The organism is Streptomyces sp. NPDC127197 (genome assembly GCF_042672405.1).
GTDB classification, from domain to species: domain Bacteria; phylum Actinomycetota; class Actinomycetes; order Streptomycetales; family Streptomycetaceae; genus Streptomyces; species Streptomyces flavusporus.
This window is the reverse complement of sequence record NZ_JBHXVG010000006.1, coordinates 310,158-334,840: the sequence shown is the minus strand read 5'-3', so window position 1 is coordinate 334,840 and position 24,683 is coordinate 310,158. Positions and strand designations below refer to the sequence as shown.

17 protein-coding genes, 2 tRNA genes and 1 riboswitch are annotated in these 24,683 nt (G+C 71.3%); of the genes, 8 read left to right on the top strand and 11 right to left on the bottom strand.

The window, feature by feature from the left end; all coding sequences use genetic code 11:
* Window positions 1–62 precede the first annotated feature (62 nt).
* From ACFVJQ_RS12950 to ACFVJQ_RS12935, 4 genes are all read left to right on the top strand, one after another.
* Window positions 63–1,487: an MFS transporter gene (locus ACFVJQ_RS12950; RefSeq protein ID WP_129798599.1), complete on the top strand. Its 1,425-nt coding sequence runs from the start codon at window positions 63–65 to the stop codon at window positions 1,485–1,487.
* An 85-nt stretch (window positions 1,488–1,572) separates the two neighbouring features.
* A complete protein-coding gene (lhgO, locus tag ACFVJQ_RS12945; protein WP_385783319.1) occupies window positions 1,573–2,784 on the top strand; it encodes an L-2-hydroxyglutarate oxidase in 1,212 nt (403 codons plus the stop codon).
* A 278-nt stretch (window positions 2,785–3,062) separates the two neighbouring features.
* The gene (gene trmB / locus ACFVJQ_RS12940; protein ID WP_385510656.1) at window positions 3,063–3,953 is read left to right on the top strand and encodes a tRNA (guanosine(46)-N7)-methyltransferase TrmB; all 891 of its coding nucleotides are present in this window, start codon (window positions 3,063–3,065) and stop codon (window positions 3,951–3,953) included.
* A 49-nt stretch (window positions 3,954–4,002) separates the two neighbouring features.
* Window positions 4,003–5,331 (top strand): PrsW family intramembrane metalloprotease, encoded by a 1,329-nt coding sequence (locus ACFVJQ_RS12935; protein ID WP_385510655.1) that lies wholly within the window; start codon window positions 4,003–4,005, stop codon window positions 5,329–5,331.
* 118 nt (window positions 5,332–5,449) lie between these two features.
* Here ACFVJQ_RS12935 and ACFVJQ_RS12930 read toward each other — a convergent pair whose 3' ends face one another.
* The 5 genes from ACFVJQ_RS12930 to ACFVJQ_RS12910 form a co-directional block, all read right to left on the bottom strand.
* Window positions 5,450–6,496 (bottom strand): M23 family metallopeptidase, encoded by a 1,047-nt coding sequence (locus ACFVJQ_RS12930; protein ID WP_385783315.1) that lies wholly within the window; start codon window positions 6,494–6,496, stop codon window positions 5,450–5,452.
* A gap of 11 nt (window positions 6,497–6,507) precedes the next feature.
* Window positions 6,508–6,665, bottom strand: a riboswitch (cyclic di-AMP (ydaO/yuaA leader).
* Between the two features lie 192 nt (window positions 6,666–6,857).
* On the bottom strand, window positions 6,858–8,090 hold the full coding sequence (locus ACFVJQ_RS12925) for a PP2C family protein-serine/threonine phosphatase (protein ID WP_385783312.1): 1,233 nt from the start codon (window positions 8,088–8,090) through the stop codon (window positions 6,858–6,860).
* A gap of 174 nt (window positions 8,091–8,264) precedes the next feature.
* Window positions 8,265–8,338 (bottom strand) — tRNA-Met (locus ACFVJQ_RS12920).
* A 75-nt stretch (window positions 8,339–8,413) separates the two neighbouring features.
* Window positions 8,414–9,049: a GTP cyclohydrolase II gene (gene ribA, locus ACFVJQ_RS12915; protein WP_385783309.1), complete on the bottom strand. Its 636-nt coding sequence runs from the start codon at window positions 9,047–9,049 to the stop codon at window positions 8,414–8,416.
* A gap of 122 nt (window positions 9,050–9,171) precedes the next feature.
* The gene (locus tag ACFVJQ_RS12910) at window positions 9,172–9,684 is read right to left on the bottom strand and encodes a MarR family winged helix-turn-helix transcriptional regulator (RefSeq protein WP_385510649.1); all 513 of its coding nucleotides are present in this window, start codon (window positions 9,682–9,684) and stop codon (window positions 9,172–9,174) included.
* Window positions 9,685–9,766: 82 nt separating this feature from the next.
* On the opposite strand from ACFVJQ_RS12910, the gene ACFVJQ_RS12905 reads away from it, so the two are divergent.
* Window positions 9,767–10,897 carry a dihydrofolate reductase family protein gene (locus tag ACFVJQ_RS12905; RefSeq protein ID WP_385510648.1) on the top strand — a complete coding sequence of 377 codons (1,131 nt, stop codon included), beginning with the start codon at window positions 9,767–9,769 and terminating at the stop codon, window positions 10,895–10,897.
* 39 nt (window positions 10,898–10,936) lie between these two features.
* On the opposite strand, the gene ACFVJQ_RS12900 is transcribed toward ACFVJQ_RS12905, so the two are convergent.
* A complete protein-coding gene (locus tag ACFVJQ_RS12900) occupies window positions 10,937–12,199 on the bottom strand; it encodes an arginine deiminase (protein ID WP_385783305.1) in 1,263 nt (420 codons plus the stop codon).
* 63 nt (window positions 12,200–12,262) lie between these two features.
* The gene (locus tag ACFVJQ_RS12895) at window positions 12,263–13,705 is read right to left on the bottom strand and encodes a basic amino acid/polyamine antiporter (RefSeq protein ID WP_385783302.1); all 1,443 of its coding nucleotides are present in this window, start codon (window positions 13,703–13,705) and stop codon (window positions 12,263–12,265) included.
* 163 nt (window positions 13,706–13,868) lie between these two features.
* Here ACFVJQ_RS12895 and ACFVJQ_RS12890 point away from each other — a divergent pair, with 163 nt between their 5' ends.
* Window positions 13,869–15,863, top strand: coding sequence for a SpoIIE family protein phosphatase (locus ACFVJQ_RS12890; protein ID WP_385783299.1), 1,995 nt, complete (start codon window positions 13,869–13,871; stop codon window positions 15,861–15,863).
* 28 nt (window positions 15,864–15,891) lie between these two features.
* Here the strand turns inward: ACFVJQ_RS12890 and ACFVJQ_RS12885 are convergent, their stop codons facing one another.
* Window positions 15,892–16,803, bottom strand: a complete 912-nt coding sequence (locus tag ACFVJQ_RS12885; protein WP_385510644.1) for a hypothetical protein — start codon at window positions 16,801–16,803, stop codon at window positions 15,892–15,894.
* Between the two features lie 92 nt (window positions 16,804–16,895).
* Between ACFVJQ_RS12885 and ACFVJQ_RS12880 the strand changes: the two genes are divergently transcribed.
* Window positions 16,896–19,166 (top strand): hypothetical protein, encoded by a 2,271-nt coding sequence (locus tag ACFVJQ_RS12880; RefSeq protein ID WP_385510643.1) that lies wholly within the window; start codon window positions 16,896–16,898, stop codon window positions 19,164–19,166.
* A gap of 29 nt (window positions 19,167–19,195) precedes the next feature.
* Window positions 19,196–20,578: a hypothetical protein gene (locus ACFVJQ_RS12875; protein ID WP_385783295.1), complete on the top strand. Its 1,383-nt coding sequence runs from the start codon at window positions 19,196–19,198 to the stop codon at window positions 20,576–20,578.
* Window positions 20,579–20,706: 128 nt separating this feature from the next.
* On the opposite strand, the gene ACFVJQ_RS12870 is transcribed toward ACFVJQ_RS12875, so the two are convergent.
* The 3 genes from ACFVJQ_RS12870 to ACFVJQ_RS12860 form a co-directional block, all read right to left on the bottom strand.
* Window positions 20,707–20,779 (bottom strand) — tRNA-Lys (locus ACFVJQ_RS12870).
* A 99-nt stretch (window positions 20,780–20,878) separates the two neighbouring features.
* Complete coding sequence (locus ACFVJQ_RS12865; protein ID WP_385510640.1) at window positions 20,879–22,417, bottom strand: amino acid permease; 1,539 nt, start codon at window positions 22,415–22,417, stop codon at window positions 20,879–20,881.
* A 142-nt stretch (window positions 22,418–22,559) separates the two neighbouring features.
* Window positions 22,560–24,641: a DEAD/DEAH box helicase gene (locus ACFVJQ_RS12860; RefSeq protein ID WP_385783293.1), complete on the bottom strand. Its 2,082-nt coding sequence runs from the start codon at window positions 24,639–24,641 to the stop codon at window positions 22,560–22,562.
* Between the last annotated feature and the right edge of the window lie 42 nt (window positions 24,642–24,683).

Below are 24,683 nucleotides of genomic sequence, written 5' to 3'. Positions count from 1 at the left end.
TGGGTTTACGAATGCCGCATGGTTATGCCAGCGTGGCAGCCGTCTGTGTCGAGGGGTGGCGCATGTCCAGGGAGCAACGCGGGCCGAACGAAAAACTCGGCGCCGTTCTCGCCCTCGCGGGAATCAGCAACGCAGGACTCGCACGACGGGTCAACGACCTCGGCGCACAACGCGGGTTGACGCTTCGCTACGACAAGACGTCCGTGGCGCGCTGGGTGTCGAAGGGCATGGTGCCGCAGGGTGCCGCACCGCACCTCATCGCGGCCGCCATCGGCCAGAAGCTCGGCCGCCCCGTGCCGTTGCACGAGATAGGCCTGGCGGACGCGGACCCCGCACCCGAGGTGGGCCTCGCCTTCCCCCGGGACGTCGGGCAGGCGGTGAAGTCGGCGACGGAGCTGTACCGCCTCGACCTCGCCGGCCGCCGGGCAGGCTCCGGCGGCATCTGGCAGTCGCTCGCCGGATCGTTCGCAGTGAGCGCGTACGCAACGCCCGCCTCACGGTGGCTGATAACCCCGGCCGACAGTTCGGTCGCGCGGGACGCGAACCCCGCCGAGGGCTCCGGCGCACCGCTCAAAGTCGGCCACAGCGACGTACAGAAGCTGCGGGAGGCCGCCGAGGACGCCAGGCGCTGGGACTCCAAGTACGGGGGCGGCGACTGGCGTTCGTCGATGGTGCCGGAGTGCCTGCGCGTGGAGGCGGCCCCGCTGCTGCTCGGCTCGTACTCCGACGAGGTCGGCCGCGCCCTGTTCGGCGCCTCCGCCGAACTCACCCGCCTCGCCGGGTGGATGGCCTTCGACACCGGCCAACAGGAGGCCGCCCAGCGCTACTACATCCAGGCCCTGCGCCTGGCCCGCGCGGCGGCCGACGTCCCCCTCGGGGGATACGTCCTGGCGTCCATGTCGCTCCAGGCCACCTACCGCGGCTTCGGCGACGAGGGCGTCGACCTCGCCCAGGCGGCGCTGGAGCGCAACCGGGGACTGGCCACGGCCCGCACCATGAGCTTCTTCCGGCTCGTCGAGGCACGCGCGCATGCGCGCGCGGGTGACGCCCAGGCGGCCGGAGCGGCCCTGAAGGCCGCCGAGGGCTGGCTGGAGCGGTCCCGCGAGGGCGACAGCGATCCGTCCTGGCTCGGCTTCTACTCCTACGACCGTTTCGCCGCCGACGCCGCCGAGTGCTACCGGGACTTGAAGGCACCCCGCCAGGTCCGCCGCTTCACCGAGCAGGCGCTGTCGAAGCCGACGGAGGAGTACGTCCGCTCCCACGGCCTGCGGCTCGTCGTCTCGGCCGTCGCCGAACTGGAGTCCGGAAACCTGGACGCGGCCTGCGAGCAGGGCGTGCGGGCGGTCGAGGTCGCCGGGCGCATCTCCTCCGCACGGACCACCGAGTACGTGAAGGACCTCCTGCACCGTCTGGAGCCGTACGGCGACGAGCCGCGCGTGGTGGAGCTGCGGGAGCGGGCCCGCCCGCTGCTGATGGCACCGGCCTGAGGCCGAAGGGCCGGCGGAGGGCCCGCCCGGGTTTGAGCGCATTGTCAGTGGCGCAGTGCACTATCGAAGCCGGGAGGTGGAGCAGGTGCGGAAGATCGCCTACGACTGCGACGTGCTGGTGATCGGCGGCGGGATCGTCGGTCTGTCGACGGCGTATGCGATCACACGTGCCGCACCGGGCACGCGCGTGACGGTGCTGGAGAAGGAGCGGGGCCCGGCCCGGCACCAGACGGGGCGCAACAGCGGCGTCATCCACAGCGGGATCTACTACCGCCCCGGCTCCCTGAAGGCGCGGTACGCGGTGCGGGGCGCGGCCGAGATGGTGAAGTTCTGCGCGGAGTACGGCATCGCGCACGCCGTCACCGGCAAGCTGATCGTCGCCACGCAGCGGGCGGAGCTGCCTCGGCTGCACGCGCTCGTGCAGCGCGGCCGGGAGAACGGCATTCCGGTACGGGAGCTGGTCGCGGCGCAGATCGCGGAGTACGAGCCGGAGGTGCGGGGGCTGGCGGCGATCCACGTCGGTACGACGGGCGTCTGCGACTTCGCCGCCGTGGCGCGGCAGCTGGCCGAGGCGTCTGGGGCGGAGATCCGGTACGGGGCGCAGGTGCTGCGGGTCGACCGGCGGGCGGGGCTGGGCGTCGCCGTGCTGACCGCGGACGGGGCGGTCGTGCGGGGAAGGGTGCTGGTGAACTGCGCCGGGCTGTACTGCGACGAGATCGCGCGGATGACCGGGGACGACCCGGGGATGCGGATCATTCCCTTCCGGGGCGAGTACTACGAGCTGGGGCGGCCGGAGCTGGTGCGGGGCCTGGTCTATCCGGTGCCGGATCCGGCGTTCCCGTTCCTCGGGGTGCATCTCACGCGCGGGATCGACGGAGGTGTGCACGTCGGGCCCAACGCCGTGCCGGCGCTCGCCCGCGAGGGCTACGGGTGGGGGGTGGTCCGGCCTCGGGAGGTGGGGCTGGCGCTGAGCTGGCCCGGGGCGTGGCGGATGGCGCGGCGGCACTGGCGGTACGGGGGTGGGGAGGTGCGGCGGTCGGTGTCGAAGGGGGCGTTCACCGAGGCGGTGCGGAGGCTGTTGCCGGCGGTGACGGAGGGGGATCTCGTGCCGGCGGCTTCGGGGGTGCGGGCGCAGGCGGTGCTGCGGGACGGGACGCTGGTGGACGACTTTCTGATACGGGAGGGGGAGCGGGCCGTGCATGTGCTCAACGCGCCGTCTCCTGCGGCTACGGCGTCTTTGCCGATTGGGCGGGCGGTGGCTCGGAGGGTGCTGGCGGTGTTGGGTGAGGTGGGCTGAGGGGGGTGCAGCTGAGCAGGGCTGCAGCTCGGCGGGGTTGTACGGGAACCGGCGTTGCGGCTGAGCGGGGGTGGGGTGCGCAGCCCGGCGTTGGCGGGGTGCCGCCCGCGCCCACCCTCCCCCACTCTCGGCTTCGCTCGAGCGGGGGGACCCCCATCGCCCTGGGGGTCCCCCCTCTGGGGGAGGCACGATTGCCCGCGGACTGACGGAAGCGTGGCGCCGCCCGCAGCCTGACGGGGGCTGCCCGCGGCGAGACGGGGGCTAAAATCGACTCCACTGTGTCTGACTCCCTCCACACCCCCGAAGCCCCCCACCCCACCCCCGGTGTCTCTGTTCGGCGTACGCGGGGGAAGGGGGAGCCGCGGTTTCCTGATGGGCCCAAGGCGGATCCTGCGGGGTCGCACTTCGAGCGGCGGATTCGGAGTTTTCAGCCGCGGCGGAGCCGGGTGACCGCCGGGCAGGCCGACGCGTTGCAGCGGCTGTGGCCCAAGTGGGGACTGGACATCGACGGGCAGCGGGTCATCGACCTGACGGAGCTGTTCGGCAACGCCAACCCCGTCGTGCTCGAGATCGGGTTCGGGATGGGTGAGGCCACCGCCCGGATGGCCGCCGCCGACCCGGACACCAACATCCTCGCCGTGGACGTCCACACGCCGGGCCAGGGCAATCTCCTCAACCTCGCCGACCAGTCCGGCCTCACCAACATCCGCGTGGGCAACGGCGACGCCATCATCCTGCTGCGCGAGATGCTCTCCCCCGACTCCCTCGACGGGCTGCGCGTCTACTTCCCCGACCCCTGGCCCAAGAAGCGGCACCACAAGCGGCGCCTGATCCAGCCGGCCTTCCTCACGCTGGCCGCGACCCGGCTCAGGCCGGGGGCGATCGTGCACTGCGCGACCGACTGGGAGCCGTACGCCGAGCAGATGCTCGAGGTCCTCACGGCGCACCCCGCCTTCGAGAACACCCAGCCCGACGGCGGTTTCGCGCCACGCCCCGGCTTCCGCCCGCTCACCCGTTTCGAGGGCCAGGGCCTGGACAAGGGTCATGTCGTGAACGACCTGCTCTTCCGCCGCGTACAGCACGAGCAGCACCCCGCAGAGCACGAAGAGCACGCACAGCACGAAGAGCACCACCAGCAGGACCACGACCAGTCCTCCACCGGCGCCTGAGCCCTCACGCCCTCGCGGGCGGCGCCCCTGCCTCGTTAGGGTCAATGCCGTGGCCACCAGTCCCCCGTACCCGACGCACCCCAGCGTTCCCACCGGCGGCGCACTGCGGCGGCATCCGCACTGGTGGCAGCGCACATGGGTGCGTTACGGCGCGCTGATCACCCTGCTCGCGATCTCCGGCCTCGTCATCCTCGCCCTCGTCCGCGAACAGACCGGAACCGAGGGATTCCTGGTCGGCCTCGGCCTCGCGATCCTCCCGGTACCGCTCCTCATAGCCGCCTTCCGCTGGCTCGACCGCGTCGAGCCCGGCCCCTGGCGCAACCTCGTCTTCTCCTTCGCCTGGGGCGCCTGCGCGGCGGCGCTGATAGCGATCGTCGCCAACAGCTTCGCGACGAGATGGATAGCGACGGCGACCGCCGATCCGGCGAGCGCGGACACCCTGGGCGCCACCGTCATAGCGCCGATCGTCGAGGAGTCCGCTAAGGCGGCCGCCATACTCCTGCTCTTCCTCTTCCGCCGCCGGGACTTCACCGGGATCGTCGACGGTGTCGTCATCGCCGGGGTCACCGCGACCGGGTTCGCGTTCACCGAGAACATCCTCTACCTCGGCACCGCCTTCGGCACCGACCAGCTCACCGGCGGCAGCGGCATCGCCTCCGTCACGGCGGCGACCTTCTTCGTCCGCGTCATCATGTCGCCGTTCGCGCACCCCCTCTTCACCGTCCTCACGGGCATCGGCTTCGGCATCGCGGCGCTCGCCGGGCAGCGCCAGCATCTGCGGCGCGTACTGGTGCCGCTGTCCGGGCTGCTGCTCGCGATGGGCATGCACGCCTTCTGGAACGGCTCGGCGACCTTCGGCAACTTCGGATTCTTCGCGGTGTACGGCGGGTTCATGGTGCCCGCGTTCGGACTGCTGACCTGGCTGGTGATCTGGACCCGGCAGCGGGAGCTGCGGACCGTGCGCGAGGAACTGCCGGCCTATGTCGCCGCCGGCTGGCTGGCCCCGGCCATGCCGTTCGCCCTGGGTTCGATGCGGGCGCGCCGACTGGCCAGGGAGTACGCCGGGCACCACCTGGGGAAGCCGGCCGCGCGGGCGGTGGCGCAGTACGAGGCGTACGCGACGTCGCTGGCGTTCCTACGGCATCGCGGGCGCCGGGGCCGGGCCGGCGCGGACTTCGTCGTACGGGAAGGCGAACTGCTGCGGGAGCTGTGGAGCCGACGGCAGGTGGCGCGGCCGGCGCTGGAGTATGCGGCGCGGGTGACGGCTCCGCCGGTACCGGTGGCTGTGCCGCCCTGGCCGATGGCGGCACCGTATCCCGCATACCAGCCGTATCCCACGTACCAAGGGCATCCCGCGTACAACCCGTATCAGTCGTAGGGGCGCGCCACCAGCGCCGTGAGGCCCCGGCAACAGCCGTTCCGCACGCACCGCGAACCGGCAGCCCTGACGTCGGGGGGTTGCCGTCAGGACCGCCGGGGTTCGAAAGGAGCGGCTGTCAGGGGTTGAGGCCCTTGCTCTGCAGCCAGGCCAGCGGGTCGATGCCACTGCCCGCGCCGTCGGGGTGCACCTCGAGGTGCAGGTGAGCCCCGGTGACGTTGCCCGTGGCGCCCACGCGCCCGATGACCTCGCCCGTGGTGACCTTCTGGCCGACGCTGACGTTGATGGAGGACTGGTGGGCGTACCAGATCTCGGTGCCGTCATCGAGGGTGAGGACGGTCTTGTAGCCGTACGACCCGTTCCAGCCGGCCTCGGTGATCGTGCCGCTGTGCACGGCCTTGAGCGGCGTGCCCGTCGGCGCGGCGAAGTCGAGGCCGGTGTGGTAGCCGGAGGACCACAGGGCACCGGCCTGACCGAAGCTCGAGGTGATGGTGTACGAGGAGGTCGGCAGCGCGTACTGCTTGGCCAGCTGGGCGAGGCGCTCGGCCTCGGCCTTCTGGCGGGCCTCCTCCTCGGCCTTCGCCTTCGCGGCGGCGGCCTTGGCCTCGGCCTCCTTCTCGGCCTTGGCGGCGGCCTCGGCGGCGGCCTTCTCGGCGGCGGCCTTGGCAGCGGTGGCGGCCTTGGTGTCGACCTGGTCCTGCTGCTGCTCGGCCTGGGCGATGATGCGGGCGCGCAGCGCCTCACCGGCGTCGGTGGTGCCCTGGGCGGTGTCCGCGGTGGTCACGCCGAGGCTGCTGAGCGGAGCGGTGGCGGTCTCGTCGGAGGTGTCGGAGTCGGCGGAGTCGTCGGAGATCAGCGTGCCCACGGCCGGCAGGTCGGGCATCGAGATCGACACCGGCGGCTTGCCGGTCTGCGCGCTGGCCATGCCGCCCGCGCCGACCGCGGCTATGACGCCGACGCCGAGAACCGTGGAACTGCGGGCGAGTCCGCCGCCGCGCTGCTTGGAGACGCGATGCCGGCCGCGTACGGGACGGAGGGACTCCGCGGTGGGGTTCCACTCCTCCCAGGGGCCCTCGTCGGTGCGCTGCCCGCCGTAGACGACGGTGTCGCCGGAGCGCTGGGCCGGCACGAAGGGGGCTTCTGGGGCAGGCCGGTTGGACGCCACGTAGGCGTACTCCTTTCCTTCCTTCTCGCCTACCGGGTTAGCTGACGGGTTCGGAGCAGGAAGGTCTCCTACGCGCGTAAATCAGCCGTGTTGCCACGGCGACCTACCCGCGATTCACCCCAAGTTGGTGGTTCCCCGGTTCCCTTGCGGGATTCGGCGCGTGCGCACGGAGCCGACTCTTGTGACGGCTGGGACGACCGCGCTGCGTTATCGGACGTTAATAGAAGCGGGGCATGAATTCCAAGCGGTTCCACTTGATCTTTAACGATTTCCGGCCGGACGTACAGGGCCATGAGCGGAGAAAATCGGGCGAGTTGACCACTACTCAAGGGCTTCACAGTTTCTGACCGTGTGTCAGTTGTTATGCGGAGGGCGTTCGTCCGGTCACGTCCGGTGACGGTCGTCGTACGGCAAGCAGAGCCATGTCGTCGGTCATCCCGCCCCCGGAGTGCCGGCGCACTTCTTCGGCCAGGGCGCGGAGCAGCTCGCCGGGCCCGCGGAAGGTGCGGCCCGCCAGCCGCGCCGCGGGGTCGTAGAACCTGCCGTGCGCGTCTCGGGCCTCGGACAGGCCGTCGGTGTGCAGCAACAGCGTCGCCCCGTCCGGAAAGCGGGACTCCTCCACACGGGCCGGCCCGGCGCCCAGATCGCCCATGCCGAGCGGCAGCGCGGGTTCGCGGGCGGGCAGCGGGCGTACGGTGCCGTCGGCACACAGCAGCAGCGGCGACGGATGACCGCGGTTGAGGATCCGTACGACCCCGTCGCCGGGCGGCAGCTCGGCCAGTACGGCGGTGGCGAATCCCTCGGTGGCCTCGACGCCGTCGCGCCGCGCGGCCTCGCGCGTCAGCGCCCGCTCCAGCCGCTCGGCGACCCCCTGAAGCGTCGCCTCCTGCTCGGCGGCCTCCCGGAACGCCCCGATGACCACGGCGACGGCCCCCACCGCGCCCATCCCCTTGCCCCGTACGTCGCCCACGACGAGGCGTACGCCGTGCGGGCTGTCCTGCACCGCGTACAGGTCGCCGCCGATGAAGGCGTCCGCCTGGGCCGCCTCGTAGCGTGCCGCGATGTCGAAGCCGCCGATCCGGCCGAGGGGTTCGGGCAGCACCGCGCGTTGGGCGGCCTCGGCGATCTTCCATGCCGAGTCGAGCCGGGCGTGGCTGCGGCGTACCAGCACATTGATGAGCACGGCCAGCACGGCGACCGTCGCCACGGTGACGAGCTCGGTGAGCGCGTCGACGCGCAGCACCGTGCCGTACCGGATGTGCAGCCCGAGCACGACGGCGACGGACGCGATGCCAGTGAGGATCGTGGCCCGCCGGGACAGCAGCGGGGCGGCGACCAGGGGTGCGGCGGTGAACAGAGGGACCGCGGTGTAGGGGCGGGGCGTGACGTAGTCGTAGACGCCGCCAATGACGAGCAGCAGCGCAGGGAGCACCCGGACGAAGGTGCGCGCGTAGGAGATCCGCCGCGTCTCGCTCCGGCCGGCCTGCAGGTACGCGGCTTCGCCGTCGAGCCCGCGGCCGGGGACCGTCTCCTCAGGCAACCGCCCGCCCCCTCGGGTGTACGGCACCTCTCCTTCAGCCTCCGCAGGCCGCACCCTCGTCTCCCGCCACGCACGTCCACGCACCGCCTCGTCCGTCCAGGGTTTCCGGAGCGGGGGCGGGGGGCGAGCCGGAGGGGCCGACCGGATGACATGCCGGTGACCCTCGGTCATGTCCGGTAACGCCTGAGGCCGGAATCCATGAACTGGATTCCGGCCTCAGACCTTCAGTAGCGGGGACAGGATTTGAACCTGCGACCTCTGGGTTATGAGCCCAGCGAGCTACCGAGCTGCTCCACCCCGCGTCGTTGTGACTCCAGTGTACGCCATCCGCGGGGCCGGTCGCGCCAGGGTTTGCGTCCGCCCGGCGACACGGCCGTTCAGCCCGCGTTCAGCTCGGTCAGCCGGCCGAGCGGCAGGGTGTGCTGCGTCTGCAGGACCTTGGCGCGCAGGTAGCGGACGTTGTGGGCGGTGGTGAAGACGCCCGTCGGGATGCGGTCGCGGACCGTGAGGCCCAGGGTGCGCAGCTGGTCGGCCTTGTCGGGGTTGTTGGACAGCAGGTCCAGGTCCGTGACGGACAGGGCCTGGAGCATCTGGGCCGCCGACGTGTAGTCGCGGGCGTCCTCCGGGAGGCCGAGGGCGGTGTTCGCCTCGTAGGTGTCCAGGCCCTGGTCCTGGAGGGCGTAGGCGTCGAGCTTGTTGTAGAGGCCGATGCCCCGGCCCTCCTGGCGGAGGTAGAGCAGGACGCCGCCACGGGCCGCGATGCGCTCCACCGCCTCGCGCAGCTGGGGGCCGCAGTCGCAGCGGGCGGAGCCGAAGACGTCGCCGGTCAGGCACTCGGAGTGCAGCCGGACCAGGGGCACGGGGCCGGGGTCGCCGAGGACGACGGCCACGTGTTCCTGGCCGTCGGTCAGGCCGTGGAAGGTGACCAGTTCGGCGTCGACGCTGTAGCCGTCGTGGAAGCGCAGCGGTACCCGGACGCGGGCGCGCGGCGTGGCGGCGGGGAAGTCGGGCATGCGGGCCTCCGATTCCGTTCAAGCTGTTTCAGTTTTGAAGCAGCCTCTCGATCAGGGACCCTACCCATGCTTGAAGTTTGAAGCAACGCGGATGAGGGGGGACTCGCGATATGTGACGCGGCTCACGAACAAGGGGAGGAGCGGCGCAGCCAGGGGACATCGGTGGGCGCGCTCTGCGGGTCGTCGCCCTGGAGGGCCTGCGTGACGCCCGTGAAGATCTCCTCCAGCTGGCCCACCTGCTGCGGGGTGAGGTGGTCGAAGAGCAGGGCACGGACCGTCTCGACGTGCCCCGGCGCCGCACGCTCCAGGACGGCCGCCCCCTCGTCCGTCAGGGCGGCGACGGTGCCCCGCTTGTCCCACCGGCATTCCTCCCGCCGCACCAGACCGTCCTTCTCCAGCCTGGTCACCGCGTACGTCAGCCGACTGCGGGTGATCTTCAGCCGCTCCGCGAGATCGGTCATGCGCAGCCGGCCCTCGTCGGCCTCGGAGAGGTTGGCCAGGATGGAGTAGTACAGATGCGGCATGCCGGCCTCCTGCTGGAGCTGCCGGTCGAGCGCATCCTCCAGGAGGTGGGCGGCCGCGATGTACGCGCGCCAGGCGCGCTGCTCCTCGGGGGTGAGCCAGCGAGTCGTCATGCGACCAGTGTAGGTTTGCTTAAAACTTGAACCAAGCCCGCCGTCTCCGGCCGTCCCGGCCGTTTCCCAGATGGGTGCGCCGATGCCCTTGCCTCACGTCCTGCTGTCCGCCGCCGTCTCCCTCGACGGCTACCTGGACGACACCGGCCCCGAGCGCCTCCTGCTCTCCAGCCCCGCCGACTTCGACCGGGTCGACGAGGTACGGGCATCCGTCGACGCCATCCTGGTCGGCGCCGGCACGATCCGGGCCGACAACCCCCGGCTACTGGTCAACTCGCCCGAGCGGCGCGCCGCCCGCGTGGCCGCCGGGAAGCCGGAGTATCCGCTGAAGGTCACGGTCAGCGGCTCGGGGGACCTGGACCCGGCCGCCAAGTTCTGGCACACGGGCGGGGAGAAGGTCGTCTACACGACGACGGAGGGCGCCCGGCGGCTCCGGGCGGCGGACCTCGCCGCGGACGTCGTGGCGCTCGGAGCCGACCTCGACTGGCGGGCGCTGCTCGAGCATCTGCACGACGTACGGGGAGTGCGGCGGCTCATGGTCGAAGGGGGCGGGACCGTCCACACCCAGCTGCTGCGGGACGGCCTCGCGGACGAACTGCACCTCGTCCTCGCCCCGCTGTTCGTCGGGGACCCGGACGCGCCCCGGCTCTTCGGGCCCGGTCCGTATCAGGGCGGGCGGCTGCGTCTGGTGGAGACGCGGGCCATCGGTGACGTCGTTCTCATGCGCTACGAGCCCACCGCACCGGGCGTCGGCGGGCTGCCGTCGGCTGCCGACCGGCACTGGCTGGCGCTCGCCTGTGAACTGGCCGCGCAGTGCCCCCCGTCGAAGACCGCGTTCAGCGTGGGGGCCGTGGTGGTCGCGGACGACGGCACCGAGCTCGCGCGGGGGTACTCGCGGGAGGCCGGGGATCCGGTCGTGCACGCGGAGGAAGCCGCGTTGGCGAAGATCGACCCCGGCGATCCGAGGCTGGCCGGTGCGACGGTGTACAGCAGCCTGGAGCCCTGCGTGCGCCGGGCCTCACGGCCGCGGCCGTGTGCGCGGTTGATCCTCGACGCCGGGGTGCGGCGGGTGGTGACGGCCTGGCGGGAGCCGGACACGTTCGTCGCCGGGGCCGACGGGAGCGGGGCGCTGGCCCGGGCGGGCGTGGATGTGGTGGTGCTGCCGGAGTACGAGGGGGCGGCGAAGGCTCCGAACGGTCACTTGCTGGGCTGACGCGGGGGCATCCCGGCGCCGGCGGGCGGTCGCAGCGCCTCAGAAGTCGACCGGCTCGCGGATGATCGGGCAGGTCATGCAGTGTCCGCCGCCCCGCCCGCGGCCGAGTTCGGCTCCCACGATGGTGATCACCTCGACGCCGGCCTGCCGCAGCAGCGCGTTGGTCTGGGTGTTGCGGTCGTACGTGAACACCACGCCCGGTTCCAGGGCGACGGCGTTGTTGCCGCTGTCCCACTGCTGGCGCTCGGAGGCGTACACGTCTCCGCCGGTCTCCACGACCCGCAGCCGGGGCAGGCCGAGCGCCTTGGCGACGACGTCGACGAACGCACGGGACTCCTCGTCGGTGATCTCAAGGCCGGGAGCCCTGTCGCTGGGCCGCAGCGAGAACGTGTGCACCGCCTCCATGATGCGCGGGTAGAGGGTGACGAGGTCGCGGTCGGCGAAGGTGAAGACGGTGTCGAGGTGCATCGCGGAGCGCAGCTTGGGCATGCCCGCGACGATCACCTGCTCGGCGGCGCCGTTGTCGAACAGGGCCTTGGCCACCTGGGTGATCGCCTGCCGTGAGGTGCGCTCGCTCATGCCCATCAGGACGACGCCGTTGCCGACCGGCATGATGTCGCCGCCCTCGAACGTGGCCTGGCCCCAGTCGAGTTCGGGGTCGCCCCACCAGACGGTGGAGCCCGCGAAGTCGGGGTGGAAGGTGTAGAGCGCCTTCATCAGCAGCGTCTCGTCGTGCCGGGCGGGCCAGTACAGCGGGTTGAGGGTCAGGCCGCCGTAGAGCCAGCAGGTGGTGTCCCGGGTGTAGAGCGTGTTGGGCAGCGGCGGCATCAGGTACTCGCGGACGCCGGCCGACTCGCGGGCCAGGGCCACATACCCGGAGCGGAACTCGTCGGGCAGGTCGGTCGTGGCGAGACCGCCGATCAGATACTCGGCCAGCCGGCGCGGCTCGAGCGACTCCAGGAAGGCCCGGGTGTCGTCGATCAGCCCGATGCCCACCTCGTTCGCGACGATCTTGCGGTCCAGGAGCCACGCCTTCGCCTCGGGGATCGTCATCGTGTCGGTGAGCAGGTCGTGCAGTTCGACGACGTCGACGCCCCGTTCGCGGAGCTCGCTGACGAAGTCGGCGTGGTCGCGCTGGGCGTTCTCCACCCACATGACGTCATCGAAGAGCAGGTCGTCGGAGTTGGTCGGGGTGAGCCTGCGATGGGCCAGCCCGGGCGCGCAGACCAGCACCTTGCGCAGTCTGCCGACCTCCGAGTGAACGCCGTACGCGGGCCGGGACGGGATGTCCTGGGCTGTCATGTCGTGCCTTTCTGGAAGCTGTTGGCCTTTCTGGAAGCTGTTGCCGACGCGCCCGGGGGCGGGTCAGAGGTGGATCCAGCCCACTGCCAGTGCGACGACGCCGATCACTGCTCCGGCGACCGAGATGACGAGGATGACGAGTTCACGCGGTGAGAAGAGGCGTCTGTTCTGCTCGCGGCGCGCCATGACGAACAGGACCGTGGCCGGGGCGTAGAGGATGAAGGACACCAGGACGAACTTCAGCCCCGCCGCGAACAGCAGGAAGGCCGTGTAGAGGGTGGCCAGAACGCCGGTGCGGCCGCGCCGCGGGCCGGCATCGGGCGGCCGGCGCGGCCATGCGATCTTCGCGGCGAAGGCGGCCGCGAGCAGGTAGGGAATCAGGGAAAGCGAACTGGTCAGATTGAGGGCGAAGTTGAAGGCGTCCTCGGAGAACAGCGTGACGATCAGCACCACTTGGGACAGCAGCGAGGACATCAGCAGCGCGGGCACGGGCACGTCGGCGGGCGTGGCGCGGCGCAGGAACCGCGGCATATCGTCGTCCTTGGCCGCGACGAACAGCACCTCCGCGGCCATCAACGTCCACGCCAGATAGGCGCCGAGCACGGAGACGATCAGCCCGACGCTCACGAAGACCTTGCCCCACGTGCCGACCGCGTGCTCCAGGACGCCGGCCATGGACGGCTGGCGCAGCTCGGCGATCTCGCTCATCGGCATGATTCCGTACGACACGATGGTCACCGACGCGAAGACGGCGAAGACGCTCAGGAACCCGAGGAGCGTCGCCCGTCCGACGTCCTCCCGGCGCTTGGCGTGCCGTGAGTACACGCTCGCGCCCTCCACGCCGAGGAACACGAACACCGTGGCCAGCATCGTCCCGCGGACCTGGCTGAACAGCGAGCCGGCGTAGTCCTCGCCGGCGAAGTTCTCCGCGAAGACGTCCACCTTGAAGTAGAAGAGCGCCAGGACGATGAACACCAGGATGGGGACGACCTTGGCCACCGTCACGATCCGGTTGATCGCCGCGGCCTCCTTGACCCCACGGCGGATCAGCAGGAAAAACCCCCACAGACCGATGGACGAGAGCACCAACGCCAGGACCGTGTCGCCCTCACCGAGGGCGGGCACCACAGCGCCCACGGTCGACATGATCAGCACCCAGTACGTCACGTTGCCCACACAGGCGCTCGCCCAGTACCCGAAGGCGGAGAAGAAACCCAGGTACTCGCCGAAGCCCGCCTTGGCGTAGGCGTACACCCCCGCGTCCAGGTCGGGACGCCGGACCGCGAGTGTCTGGAAGACCAGGGCGAGCATCAGCATGCCGACGCCCGCGATCGACCAGGCGATGAGCGCTCCCGCGACGCCGGTCTCCTCGGCGAAGCGGCTGGGCAGGGAGAACACTCCCGCGCCCACCATCGAGCCGACGACCATCGCGGTCAGCGTGGGAAGGGACAACTTGACCGGGCGCGGCGAGGCGTCGGCTTCCCGAGCGGTCTCGGCCTCGGTCATGCGTCACCTACTCGGACGGCGGTGCGAACAATGACAACCGTCCGACATTTCCTCCAGTACTGCACTTTTTGGTACTGCTCACCGAGGTGCCCTCCTCGGTGGCACCTTCCGGATGCGGTGGTCCAGCCGGTGGCGGATCGTGGAGGCGAGGTGGTGAGAGCGCGTGTCGGACTTCGCAGACCCGGGGTCGCCCGCTCCGCTTGTCCCCGCAACCTGGTACGTCCTGGACGAGCACCTGCGGGTGCGGTGGTCCAGTGAGCCGTACGACGAGAAGGCGGACGAGGTCGAGCGGGAAGTGCGGAAGGCGTTGGGCGACTCGTCACCGCTGCTGCTGGAGCATGCGTACCACCGGGCCGACGGGTCGCCCTCCGGCCGGACGTTCAGCCTGTCCGCACACCGCCTCGACGGTCTCGACGATCTCGGCGCAGGCTTCCGCGGCCTGATCGTGGCCGTGCAGGACGTCACCGAGCGCGACCGGACGCGGCGGCGGGAGGCGGCGTCGGCCGCGGTCCGGGCGGCCGTCGGGCGGAGCCTCGATGTCACGGTCACCTGCCGACAGTGCGCTCAGGCCCTGGTACCGGGGTTCGCCGACATCGCGGTGGTGGACGTCGTGGACGACGTCCTGCGCGGGGAGGAACCACCTCCCGCCCCGCTGGGGCGCGACGTCCCGCTGCGGTGCGCGGCCGCATGCGGGGCGGACACCACGCCACCCCGGCCGGAGGGGGAGGTGCGCAGCACGCCCTACCGCACACCTCAGGCGCGCTGCCTGTCCGATCTCCTGCCCCGGCTCGCCGACCTGAGCGACGCCACCGAGTGGCTGGCCGCCGACCCCGCGCAGGCCCTGCTGATCGAGACATTCGGCGCCCGCAGCCTGCTCACCGTTCCGCTGACGCTGCAGGGGGCGGTGCTCGGGCTGCTCAGCCTGTACCGCCTGCACGGATCCGAGCCCTACGACGAGCGGGACGTCACCGTCGCCGCCGACCTCGCCGCGCACGCCGCGCTCAGCCTGGACAACGCCCGCCGCTACGAGCGCGATCACACCATCGCGTCGACCGTGCAGCGCCATCTGCTGCCCCGTCGGGTTCCGAGCCCGCCGGCCCTGGAGACCGCCCATGTGCACGTGCCGGGCAGCAACAGCGGATGCTGGTTCGACGCCATCGCCCTGCCCGGTGCGCGCACCGCACTCGTCGTCGGGAACGTGGCGGGCCACGGCATCGAAACCGCCGCCACCATGGGGCAGTTGCGCATGGTCATCAACGCCCTCGCCGTCCTCGACCTCGACCCGGACGAGCTGCTGGCCCGCCTCGACGACACCGTCACCCGACTGGCCGCGGAGCGCACCGAGTTCCCGGCCGCCGACGCCGCGCACCACAAGCCCCTCACAGCCGACTGCCTGTACGGCGTCTACGACCCGTTCACGCGCACCTGCACGCTCGCCCGCGCCGGAAACCTCTCCCCCCTGGTCGTCCGCCCCGACGGCCACACCTTCCTCCCCGACCTGCCGGACGGTCCCGCCCTGGGCGCGGGCGAGCCCGTCCCGTTCGCCGCCATCACGGTCCCGCTCGACGAGGGCAGCGTGCTCGCCTTCCGCACCGGGGCCTTCGGGCCGGAGGACGCCGACCCGTCCGACCCCGTACGCCGGGCCGTCGCGCATCCCGGCCGCCCGCTTCGGGATCTGTGCGACGCAGCGGTCTACGCCCTCCCCGCGGACCGCGACCCCGACGGTGCCGTCCTCCTGCTCGCCCGCACAGGCACCCTCCCGACCGACCACGCGGCCGCCGTCGAACTGCCCCACGACCCGACGAGCCCGGCGCAGGCCCGCACCTTCACCCGCGAACACCTTGCCGCCTGGCACGTCGACGAGACCACGTCATACGCGACCGAACTGATCGTCAGCGAACTGCTCACCAACGCCGTCCGCTACGGCACACCCCCCGTCATTCTCCGCCTGATCCGCACTGACACCCTGACCTGCGAAATCCACGACACCGGCGCCGCGGCACCGCACCTGCGCCATGCCCGCACGGTGGACGAGGGCGGCCGGGGCCTGTTCATCGTCTCCCAGCTCGCCGCCCGGTGGGGCACCCGCTACACCCCGTCCGGAAAAATCCTCTGGACCGAGCAGCCACTCACGGCGACGGTCGCGGCGTCGGCGTAGCGGCGGGCCGGGCCGAGCTCTGCTCTGCTCAGGCGGTCGGCTCCGTGCGGTAGGCGGTGCGGGCAACGGCGACTGCGGCGGCGAGTTGGGCGGGATCGGCGAGAGGTGCGTTGCGGGCGCGATAAGAGCTGAGAGCATCGGCCGCGCGGTCGCGTGTGATGAGGTCGCGCGGTATGCGGTAGGGCCGGGACCGTCCGTACAAGCCGTCGTCGCTGACGACCCATTCCGCGTCGGCCAGTTCGACGACCGTGCCGAGGTCGCGGCCGTCACCGGTGTGGGCCTCGACGGCGAGTCGGAGGAGCGCCGCGAGTTGATCGAGGGGAAGGCGCTGTATGCCTGCGCCGTCCGCACCGATCTCCTGGGCCACGGTGTTGAGCCGTCGGCACATCCGCCGTTCGTTCTCGCCCGGTTTCCACAGCTGCCACGACGATGCCGTCACGGTGTCGCCCGATGCGGCCTCGACGCGAACGGCGACCATCGTGGGCGCGTCGTCCGCGACTCGGAAGCGCAGCCGGGCGCCGGTCGGGCCTTCCGCCCGCACCCGCACCCCACCGGCGGAGACCGCGCCGACCGCGTGGGCCTCGCGCAGCGCCTGCCGGACGGACTGCTGGTCTCGGCGGCTCTCGGCTGCCCGCAGCGCGGCCTCCCGCTCGCTGTAGCCGTCGTCGACCGACATCCGGCTCAGCTGCCGCACCTGCTCAGCGGTGCGCCGCACCTGTTCGTTCATCCGGGCCAGTCCCTGATTCAAGGCCTGGGTGTGCTCTTCGGCGCGTCGCAGCCGCCGCTCCAGCACGGCGAGCGGGATCACCAGGAGCAGCGTCACGCCGACCTCCAGCAGAAAGCCGGGAGTGTAGGCCGCCCCGTCCATCAGCCAGCCGCCCATGATCATGCTGGCGCCGACTCCGGTGGCCGCCCAGACCACCCAATGCTGACGCATCATGTCCCCCCGTATCTGCCCTGCTACCCCCTGTGCTCATATCATGACACCGGGGGTCCATGCCGCAGCAGACCTCCCGGGGCGGGGGAGGCGGGATGGCCGGGCCAGACGGCTTCGCACGACGCAGAAGGGCGCGGACGCTCAACGAGCGTCCCGCGTTCGGGATTCACTCCTTCAAGAACCGCACGGCGGAACTGCCGCGGGTCCGCGACCTGCTCGCTGATCCGGCAGTGCGGATCATCACCCTGCTGGGGCGGCGCGGAATCGGCAAGAGCCTGCTGGCGGTCCGTGCCGCCAACAGTGTCGCCGAGGGCGTCTGGCCCGACGGTGCCCGTACCGAACCAGTGGACGCAGTGGTGTACTTCGGCCAGCGCACCACCGGGATCACTTTCGAACGGATCTTCTTCGACTGTCTGCGCCTGCTCGACGTTCAGGAGGCGGAGCGGCTGCACCGGATATGGGCGAGCGGCCGCCGGGCCGCCGACAAGGCGAGCGAACTGTTCGACGCGCTGGCCTCGCTGCAGGTGCTGTTGCTCCTGGACAACCTGGAGGATCTGCTGGACGAGGAGGACCATTTCCGGGAACCAGAGCTGACGGCCATGGTGCAGGCGCTGCTCACCCACGAGGGCGGACCTCGCCTGCTGATCACCAGTCAGGTACCGCTGGCTCTGCCCTCCCAGTTCCTGCGTGCCGAGCGCCGGATCGTCCTGTACGACGGGCTGCCCGAGCAGGACTCGGTCGACCTGCTGCGGGAACTGGACCCCGACGGCCGCGGCGGGATACGGGACGCCGACGATGCGCTGCTGGCAGAGACGGCCGAACGTGTTTACGGCGTTCCCAGAGGCCTGGAACTCATCGCCGGTGCCCTCCAGGACGACCCCAACATGCGCTCACTGCGCGAGTGGCTGCGCGACACCGCCGCCGTGACCGGCATTGTCGATGAACTGGCCCAGCGTCGCTACCAGCAGCTCGACGAGGACCACCGGCTGGTGATGGACACACTGGCGATTTTCGGCACTCCGGTCGTTCCCGAAGCCGTCGAATGGGTGCTCAGACCTCTGGCCCCGAACCTCCAGGTGCGCTCCGTACTGGTTGACTTGGCGCGGAGCTTCCTGGTCAGGGCAGACCGCCAGACCCGTACGTACGCCCTGTTGCCGATGGACACCGACATCGCCCGTGCGGACCTCGCGCGGCGTAACCCGCGCCTTGCGAGACGGCTGCACCGCCGCGCCGCCGACTGGTACGCCCGTTCCGCCAAGCCCCGGGAGGAGTGGCGCAGCCCGCCGGACGTCGCCTTGCAGCGGCGGGAGTTGGAGCACCGCATGCAGGCCGGGGACTACGACGAAGCCGCACTGCTCCTGGACCGGTTCGCAGACTTCCTGGTGTGGCAGGGCTCGGCCGGCGCGGTGCTCTCGATCTGCACGAGCCTCACCGGGCGGTTGACCCAGCGCGAGGCCCGCCTGGCGTATCTGGTCGCCTACGGACACGCCTACTTCCTCATCGGGCCGCTGAGCAGGGCGGCCGAACTGCTTCGGGAGGCCGAGACGCTGGCCACCGGCCCGCAGGACGAGGCATGCCTGCAACGGATCCTCTTCCTCCTCGGCGACATGGACCGCACCGAAGGACGCCTCGAGGACGCTGTCCGGCGGTACAGAAGCTCCGCCGACATCGCCGCCGGACTCGGCATGGTCGAGGAGCAGGCCCACGCCCTTCTCGGCCTCAGCCTGTCCCACAGCTATGCCACCCGGCCCGATCTCGGCCTCGACGTGGCGGCCGAACTGACCCGGCTGTCCCGCGACACCGGCCTGCCCGTCGTCCGCGCCCGCGAGGGCGACGCCCTGGCCTGCGCCTACGTCACCATGCAGGACTGGCCACGAGCAGCGGACGCCGTCCGGGACGCGATCGTCGCCTACGAGGAGTCCGGCAATCCCGAGGGTCTGGGCTTCGCGTGGAACTCCCTCGGAATCGCCCGGGTCGGCACCGGTGAGCCGGCCTCGGCCCTGGACGCCTTCGACACGGGTTTGGCTGTCAGCACCCAGGGCGACATGCCCCGCCCGGAGGCGCTGTGCTCTTTCAACCGGGCCTGGACACTGTGGCGTATCGGCAGGTCAGCGGATGCGGAGACCGCAGCCCGACAAGCGCTCTCCGCCTACCGGCGCTGCGGTGCCAAGGACGAACGCGCCGCCGCTGCCCTGTGCGACGCCCTTGCGGCCCACCGGGCCGGCGACCAGGCACTTGTCGCCCAGCACCTCGAACGCTGCGCGGCACTGGTCGCCGGCAACCCCGACCTGTGTCCCCCGGAGTGGTTCCGTTCCGTCGCCGAGCGGATACGCACCACGGGGAGCCCTTCGACCGGCAGCTCCTGAAGGGGCGGTCCCGAGCGGAAGGAACCTGCATGCCCGTCGCCGACGAGGCCTTCCACCAGCACAGCCAGGCGTTGCGTGCCTTTGCCGAAGGCCACTACCGGGATGCCGTGCGTGGCGCCCGGAACCTGCTGCCCGGCCTGCGTACGGCGCGAGACCCCGCCGCCGTTGCGCTCAGGCTGGACACCATCCGGCTCCTGCTGGATGCCTCCGAGCTGTGGTGGTCCACCGGCGGCAGCACCGGAGCCGAGCCGGAACTGGCCCATGACGACCTGGTCGACGAGGCCGGGCAGGTCGCAGCGACCGCGGGAGATCAGCGTTCCCGGGCTGTTGCCGCCCTGCTCAGGGGCCGCCATCTGGTCGGCTCCGATGGGCTCGGGCAGGCCGTCGCCGCCTTCGCCGAGGCTGCCCGGCTGGCCGAGGAGGCAGGTGATGACCTGCTGCTTCTGGATGCCCTCACGCTTCAGGGCCACCACACGGTCGGCCGGTCCATCACCAAGGGCGCCACCCTGTTGGCTGAGGCCCAGCGGATCGCGGAACGGATCGCAGAGCGCCACGGCCCCGATACGACGGGGCCGGCCTTCGCGCACTGGACGCTGCGGATCGCCAAGCTCGACTGCGTACGCGGCGTGGCCGAGTTCGACCTCGGCCACTTCGACACCGGCGAACGGCTGCTGCGCCAGGCCCATGGGGCAGCCACTGCGGCGGGCCTGCACGACCAGCGCGCCACGTCCACCAACTACCTGTGCCAGCTTCTCATCGCCGCCGGCCGGTTCGGCGAGGCGGAAGCCGCCCTCACCCAGGAGATCGACCTGCTCGGCGGCTACGCGGCCGACAGTCCCCACCAGGCGTACAACCGCGCGTTGCTCGGCAAGGCGCGGATCGAGGACGCCCGACCCGACGCCGCCGGCCCCGAGATCGAGACCGCGTGGGCCCTGCTGAAGAAGCGGCCGCACCACGGCATCCTCACCCTGGTCCGCAACTACCTCGCAGAGCTGCTTCTTCAGCCCCGCTACACGGGCCGCGACCTCGGCACCGCCGAGAACCTGCTGCGCGAGTCGGCCCGGGAGTGCCGCCGCACCGGCTTCCAGCGCAGCGAGGTCGCCGCCTTGTGCCTGCTCTCCCTCGTCCGGCAGGACCTCGGTGACGGCGTGGCGGCGGTACGTCACAGCACCGAGGCCGTACGGCTGCTGGAGGCAGCAGGCGGCACGATGCCCGCGCTCCGCACCGAGGAGGTCTACTACCGCCACTACGCGGCGCTCAGCGGCGTCGGCCGGAACATCGACGCGGCCAGTGCCCTCCGGGAGGCCCGGCGGTGCATCCTCGCCAAGGCGGACAGCATTGCCGACCCGGGGCTGCGCACCACGTTCCTACGGCAGGTTCCACTCAACCGCGCCGCGCTCGCGGAGGAGTGACCCCGCACGCCGGGGTGGGTGACGGGGGTCTGGGCTTCGGACGAGCAGGGGGCGAGCCGACGATCACCACGGCCCCGAAAAATGCCCGAGCCCCCGCGCCAAATGCCTCTGACGTGGGGGCTCTCCCGTAGGCCGTGTGGGACTCGAACCCACAACCAATGGATTAAAAGTCCACTGCTCTGCCAATTGAGCTAACGGCCCAGGCGATGTTGCCTACCCGAGCATAGCCGGACGAGACCGTGTCGCCGATCGGGTATCCGGGACACGGCCTCGTCGGGGTGGGAGAGGCGACCCCGACCGTTACGGATCGACGGGGTCGGGCGTCCCGGAACGCGCCGCCTCACGGGCGACGGTGCGTTCATGGGCGGGGTTCAGGAACCAGTGCCGTGCCGACGCCAGCCACCACGTCGCGGCGAAGCCCAGGACGACGAGGACGGCGACGGGAGCGTAGTTGAAGGTCTCCCAGGTGACGGGGGAGACCTGCGGCAGCATGAACAGGACCGTGATCACGCCGACCCAGGCGACCGCCACGACTCCGACCACCGTCGACCACCGGCCCAGATGCCACGGCCCCCGCTCGAACGCCGGCCCCTTCCGCAGCCGCAGCAGTGTCGGGACGACGTACGCGATGTACAGGCCGATCACGGCGATCGACGTCACCGCCGCGTACGCGGTGACATTGATCAGGTACGGCAGGCCGAGGACGAGCGCGCCCAGGGCCGCCAGCCACACCGCCGCGACCGGCGTCCGCGTGCGCGGGCTCACCGTGTGCCACACGTGCGAGAACGGCAGCGCGCCGTCGCGCGAGAAGGCGTAGATCATGCGGCTGTTGGCCGTCACCGACGCCATCCCGCAGAACAGCTGCGCGCCGATCACCACCAGCAGGAGCAGCTTGCCGGCACTCGCGCCGAGCGCGTCGAGCAGGATCTGCGCGGGCGGCGCACCGGTCGGCGAGGTGCGGGCACCCTCGTACGACTGGATGGCGAAGGTGAAGCCCAGCAGCAGCACGAAGCCGGCGATCCAGGAGGTCCAGATGGAACGGACGATGCCCTTCGGTCCGGCCGTCGACGCGTCGTGGGTCTCTTCCGTCATGTGGGCGGAGGCGTCGTAGCCGGTGAAGGTGTACTGGGCCATCAGCAGCCCCAGCAGCACCACGTACGCCCCGCTGCCCCAGCCCGTGTGGTTGACGAACTCGCCGAAGACGAAGGACGCCGACTGGTGGTCGTCCGGTACGAAGGTCAGCGCTCCGACGATCAACGCGACGCCCAGCACGTGCCACCACACGCTGACGCTGTTGAGCAGCGCGACGATCCGCACGCCGAAGGTGTTCAGCAGGCCGTGCAGGAGGAGGATGCCGGCGAAGAGCAGGATCGTCCGGCCGGGGGTGACCTCCCAGCCGAACTCCAGGTTCAGGTACGCGCCCAGGAAGGATGCCGCCCCGAAGTCGATGCCGGCCGTCACCGCCACCTGGCCGAGCACGTTGAACCAGCCCGTGAACCACGCCCACGCGGCGGCCGAGCGCGGGGGCGCCAGCCGGTGGGCCCAGAAGTACAGGCCCGCGGAGGTCGGGTAGGCGGAGCAGATCTCGGCCATCGACAGGCCGACGAACAGCGTCATCAGGCCGACGGCGACCCAGCCCCAGGTGATCACCGCCGGGCCGCCCGTGTTCATGCCGAACAGGTACAGGGTCAGGCAGCCGGACAGGACCGAGATGATCGTGAAGGAGACGGCGTAGTTGGCGAACCCCGACATCCGGCGGGCGAGCACCTGTTGGTAGCCGAGTTGGGCCAGCCGCTCCTCGTCCGAGGGCGGCGCGCTGCGTATGGCGTCATCTGTCATGCCCCCAGCGATTCCCTCGCCAGGGGCGTGACATGCGTCACAGCTTGTTACAACAGGCGCATCAGAAAAGCGCCGTGGCCCCACCCGGCAAAAGGATGGGGCCACGGCGCTCACAGCTCAGTGGCTCAGTTGCCTACGGACGTCAGCCGTTGCGCTTCCAGCGCGGCTTGTCCTCGCGGCGACCGAAGGAACCGCCGCCACGGTGGTCGTCGCGGCGGCCGTACGGACGCTCGTGACCGCCGGTGCGGAAGCCCGGGCGGTCGCCCTGGCGGTCCCGGTTGAACGGACGGTCACTGCCGCGGTGACCGCCGCGCTCGTCACGGCGACCGGCGGTGCGGTCGTCGCGACGGAAGCCACCACGGTCGTCACGGCGCTCGAAGGAACGCCCACTACGGTCGTTGTCCCGCCGCTCGAAGGAACGCCCACCACGGTCATCCCGGTCGTCACGGCGGAAGCCGCCCCGGTCACCATCGCGGCGCTCGAAGGAACGCCCACCACGGTCGTTGTCCCGCCGCTCGAAGGAACGCCCACCACGGTCACCCCGGTCGTCACGACGGAAGCCACCACGCTCGCCGTCCCGGCGCTCGAAGCCACGGTCGCGGTCCCGGTTGAACCCGCCCCGGTCGTCCCGCCGCTCGAAGGAACGCCCACCACGGTCACCCCGGTCATCACGACGGAAGCCACCACGGTCACCCCGCTCCTCACGCCGCTCACGACGCTCGTACGACGACGAAGCCTCGGCCCGGTCCACGTCCCGCGCCATCGGCTGCTCGGGCACGGACACCTCGACGGCCTCCGCCACCGCGGCCTGCGCCTCGGCCACCGCCGCCTCGGGGTCCTCACCCCGCTCGCGCGCAACCCGGGCGACCAGCCGGTCGGCCTCCTCGCGCAGCTCGGCGGCACGGCGCTGCGCCCGCTCCAGCTGCTTGGTGAGCTGGGCGACCTCACGCTCGGCCTGCTGCGCCGCGTTGCCCGCGGACTCGGCCTGCACCTCGGTCATCGAACGGGCACCAGTGATCTCGGCGACCTCCGGGTCGAAGGCACCCGCGCCCTGGATGATGTGCCGCGAGGCGTCGACGCCCGCGTCCTCCATCAGCCGGAAGATCTGGCGCCGCTGATGCGGCAGCGCGAGGGAGACGACGGTGCCGGTGCGCCCGGCGCGCGCCGTACGGCCGGCCCGGTGCAGGTAGTCCTTGTGGTCGCCGGCCGGGTCGACGTTCAGGACGAGGTCGATGCCGTCGACGTGAATGCCGCGCGCCGCCACATCCGTTGCGACCAGGACGTTGACGTAGCCGTCCTTGAAGTCCGCCAGCGTCCGCGTGCGCGCGCCCTGCGTCATACCGCCGTGCAGCGCATCGGCCTTGGCACCGGCGTCGCGCAGCTGCTCGGCGACCCGGTCGGCGCCGAGCTGGGTGCGGACGAAGATGATGGTGCGGCCCTTGCGGGAGGCGATGGCCGCCGTGACCGGCGCCTTGTCCTTGGGCTTCACGATCAGGATGTGGTGCGACATGGTCGTCACCGCGCCCTGCGCCGCGTCGACCTCGTGCGAGACGGGGTCGTTGAGGTATCGGTCGACGAGGGTCTTGATCTCGTTCTCCATCGTCGCGGAGAACAGCATCCGCTGACCGCCCGCCGGAACCTGGTCGAGCAGCTCCGTCACCTCGGGCAGGAAGCCCAGGTCGGACATCTGGTCGGCCTCGTCGAGCACCGCGATCTGCACGTCCTCGAGGGAGCAGGCTCCGCGGTTGATGATGTCGCGGAGGCGACCGGGGGTGGCGACGAGGATGTCGACGCCGCGCTCCAAGGCGTAGATCTGATTGCCCATCGACGTACCGCCGCAGACGACCTTCATCTTCAGCCCGAGGACGTCCCCGTACGGCTGCAGCGCGTCGGCGACCTGCATGGCGAGCTCACGGGTCGGCGTGAGGATGACGGCGCGCGGCTTGCGCTTCTCGGTGCGACCGCCGGCCAGCGTGGCCAGGGTCGGCAGACCGAAGGAGAGGGTCTTGCCGGAGCCGGTGCGGCCACGGCCGAGGATGTCCTTCCCGGCCAGGGCGTCCGGGATGGTCGCCGCCTGGATCGGGAAGGGGGTGGTCACGCCGTTCTGCGCGAGCTTGCGCACGACACCCTCGGGGAGGCCGAGGTCCGCGAAGGTCAGCTCGGGGGTTTCCTCGACGGCCTCGTTCTCGGGCACGACGACGTGATCAGTACTGGAAATGGACATGCGTATGCGAAACCTTCCGGAGTCTCGTCGGCACGCGCCCGT

Coding starts and splice junctions, on each gene's coding strand:
- ACFVJQ_RS12905 (WP_385510648.1), top strand. CDS start 9,767: ATGCCCTTGCCTCACGTCCTGCTGTCCGCCGCCGTCTCCCTCGACGGC.
- ACFVJQ_RS12885 (WP_385510644.1), bottom strand. CDS start 16,803: ATGATGCGTCAGCATTGGGTGGTCTGGGCGGCCACCGGAGTCGGCGCC.
- ACFVJQ_RS12865 (WP_385510640.1), bottom strand. CDS start 22,417: ATGACAGATGACGCCATACGCAGCGCGCCGCCCTCGGACGAGGAGCGG.
- ACFVJQ_RS12895 (WP_385783302.1), bottom strand. CDS start 13,705: ATGACCGAGGCCGAGACCGCTCGGGAAGCCGACGCCTCGCCGCGCCCG.
- ribA (WP_385783309.1), bottom strand. CDS start 9,049: ATGCCCGACTTCCCCGCCGCCACGCCGCGCGCCCGCGTCCGGGTACCG.
- ACFVJQ_RS12875 (WP_385783295.1), top strand. CDS start 19,196: ATGCCCGTCGCCGACGAGGCCTTCCACCAGCACAGCCAGGCGTTGCGT.
- ACFVJQ_RS12880 (WP_385510643.1), top strand. CDS start 16,896: ATGGCCGGGCCAGACGGCTTCGCACGACGCAGAAGGGCGCGGACGCTC.
- ACFVJQ_RS12910 (WP_385510649.1), bottom strand. CDS start 9,684: ATGACGACTCGCTGGCTCACCCCCGAGGAGCAGCGCGCCTGGCGCGCG.
- ACFVJQ_RS12860 (WP_385783293.1), bottom strand. CDS start 24,641: ATGTCCATTTCCAGTACTGATCACGTCGTCGTGCCCGAGAACGAGGCC.
- ACFVJQ_RS12950 (WP_129798599.1), top strand. CDS start 63: ATGTCCAGGGAGCAACGCGGGCCGAACGAAAAACTCGGCGCCGTTCTC.
- ACFVJQ_RS12900 (WP_385783305.1), bottom strand. CDS start 12,199: ATGACAGCCCAGGACATCCCGTCCCGGCCCGCGTACGGCGTTCACTCG.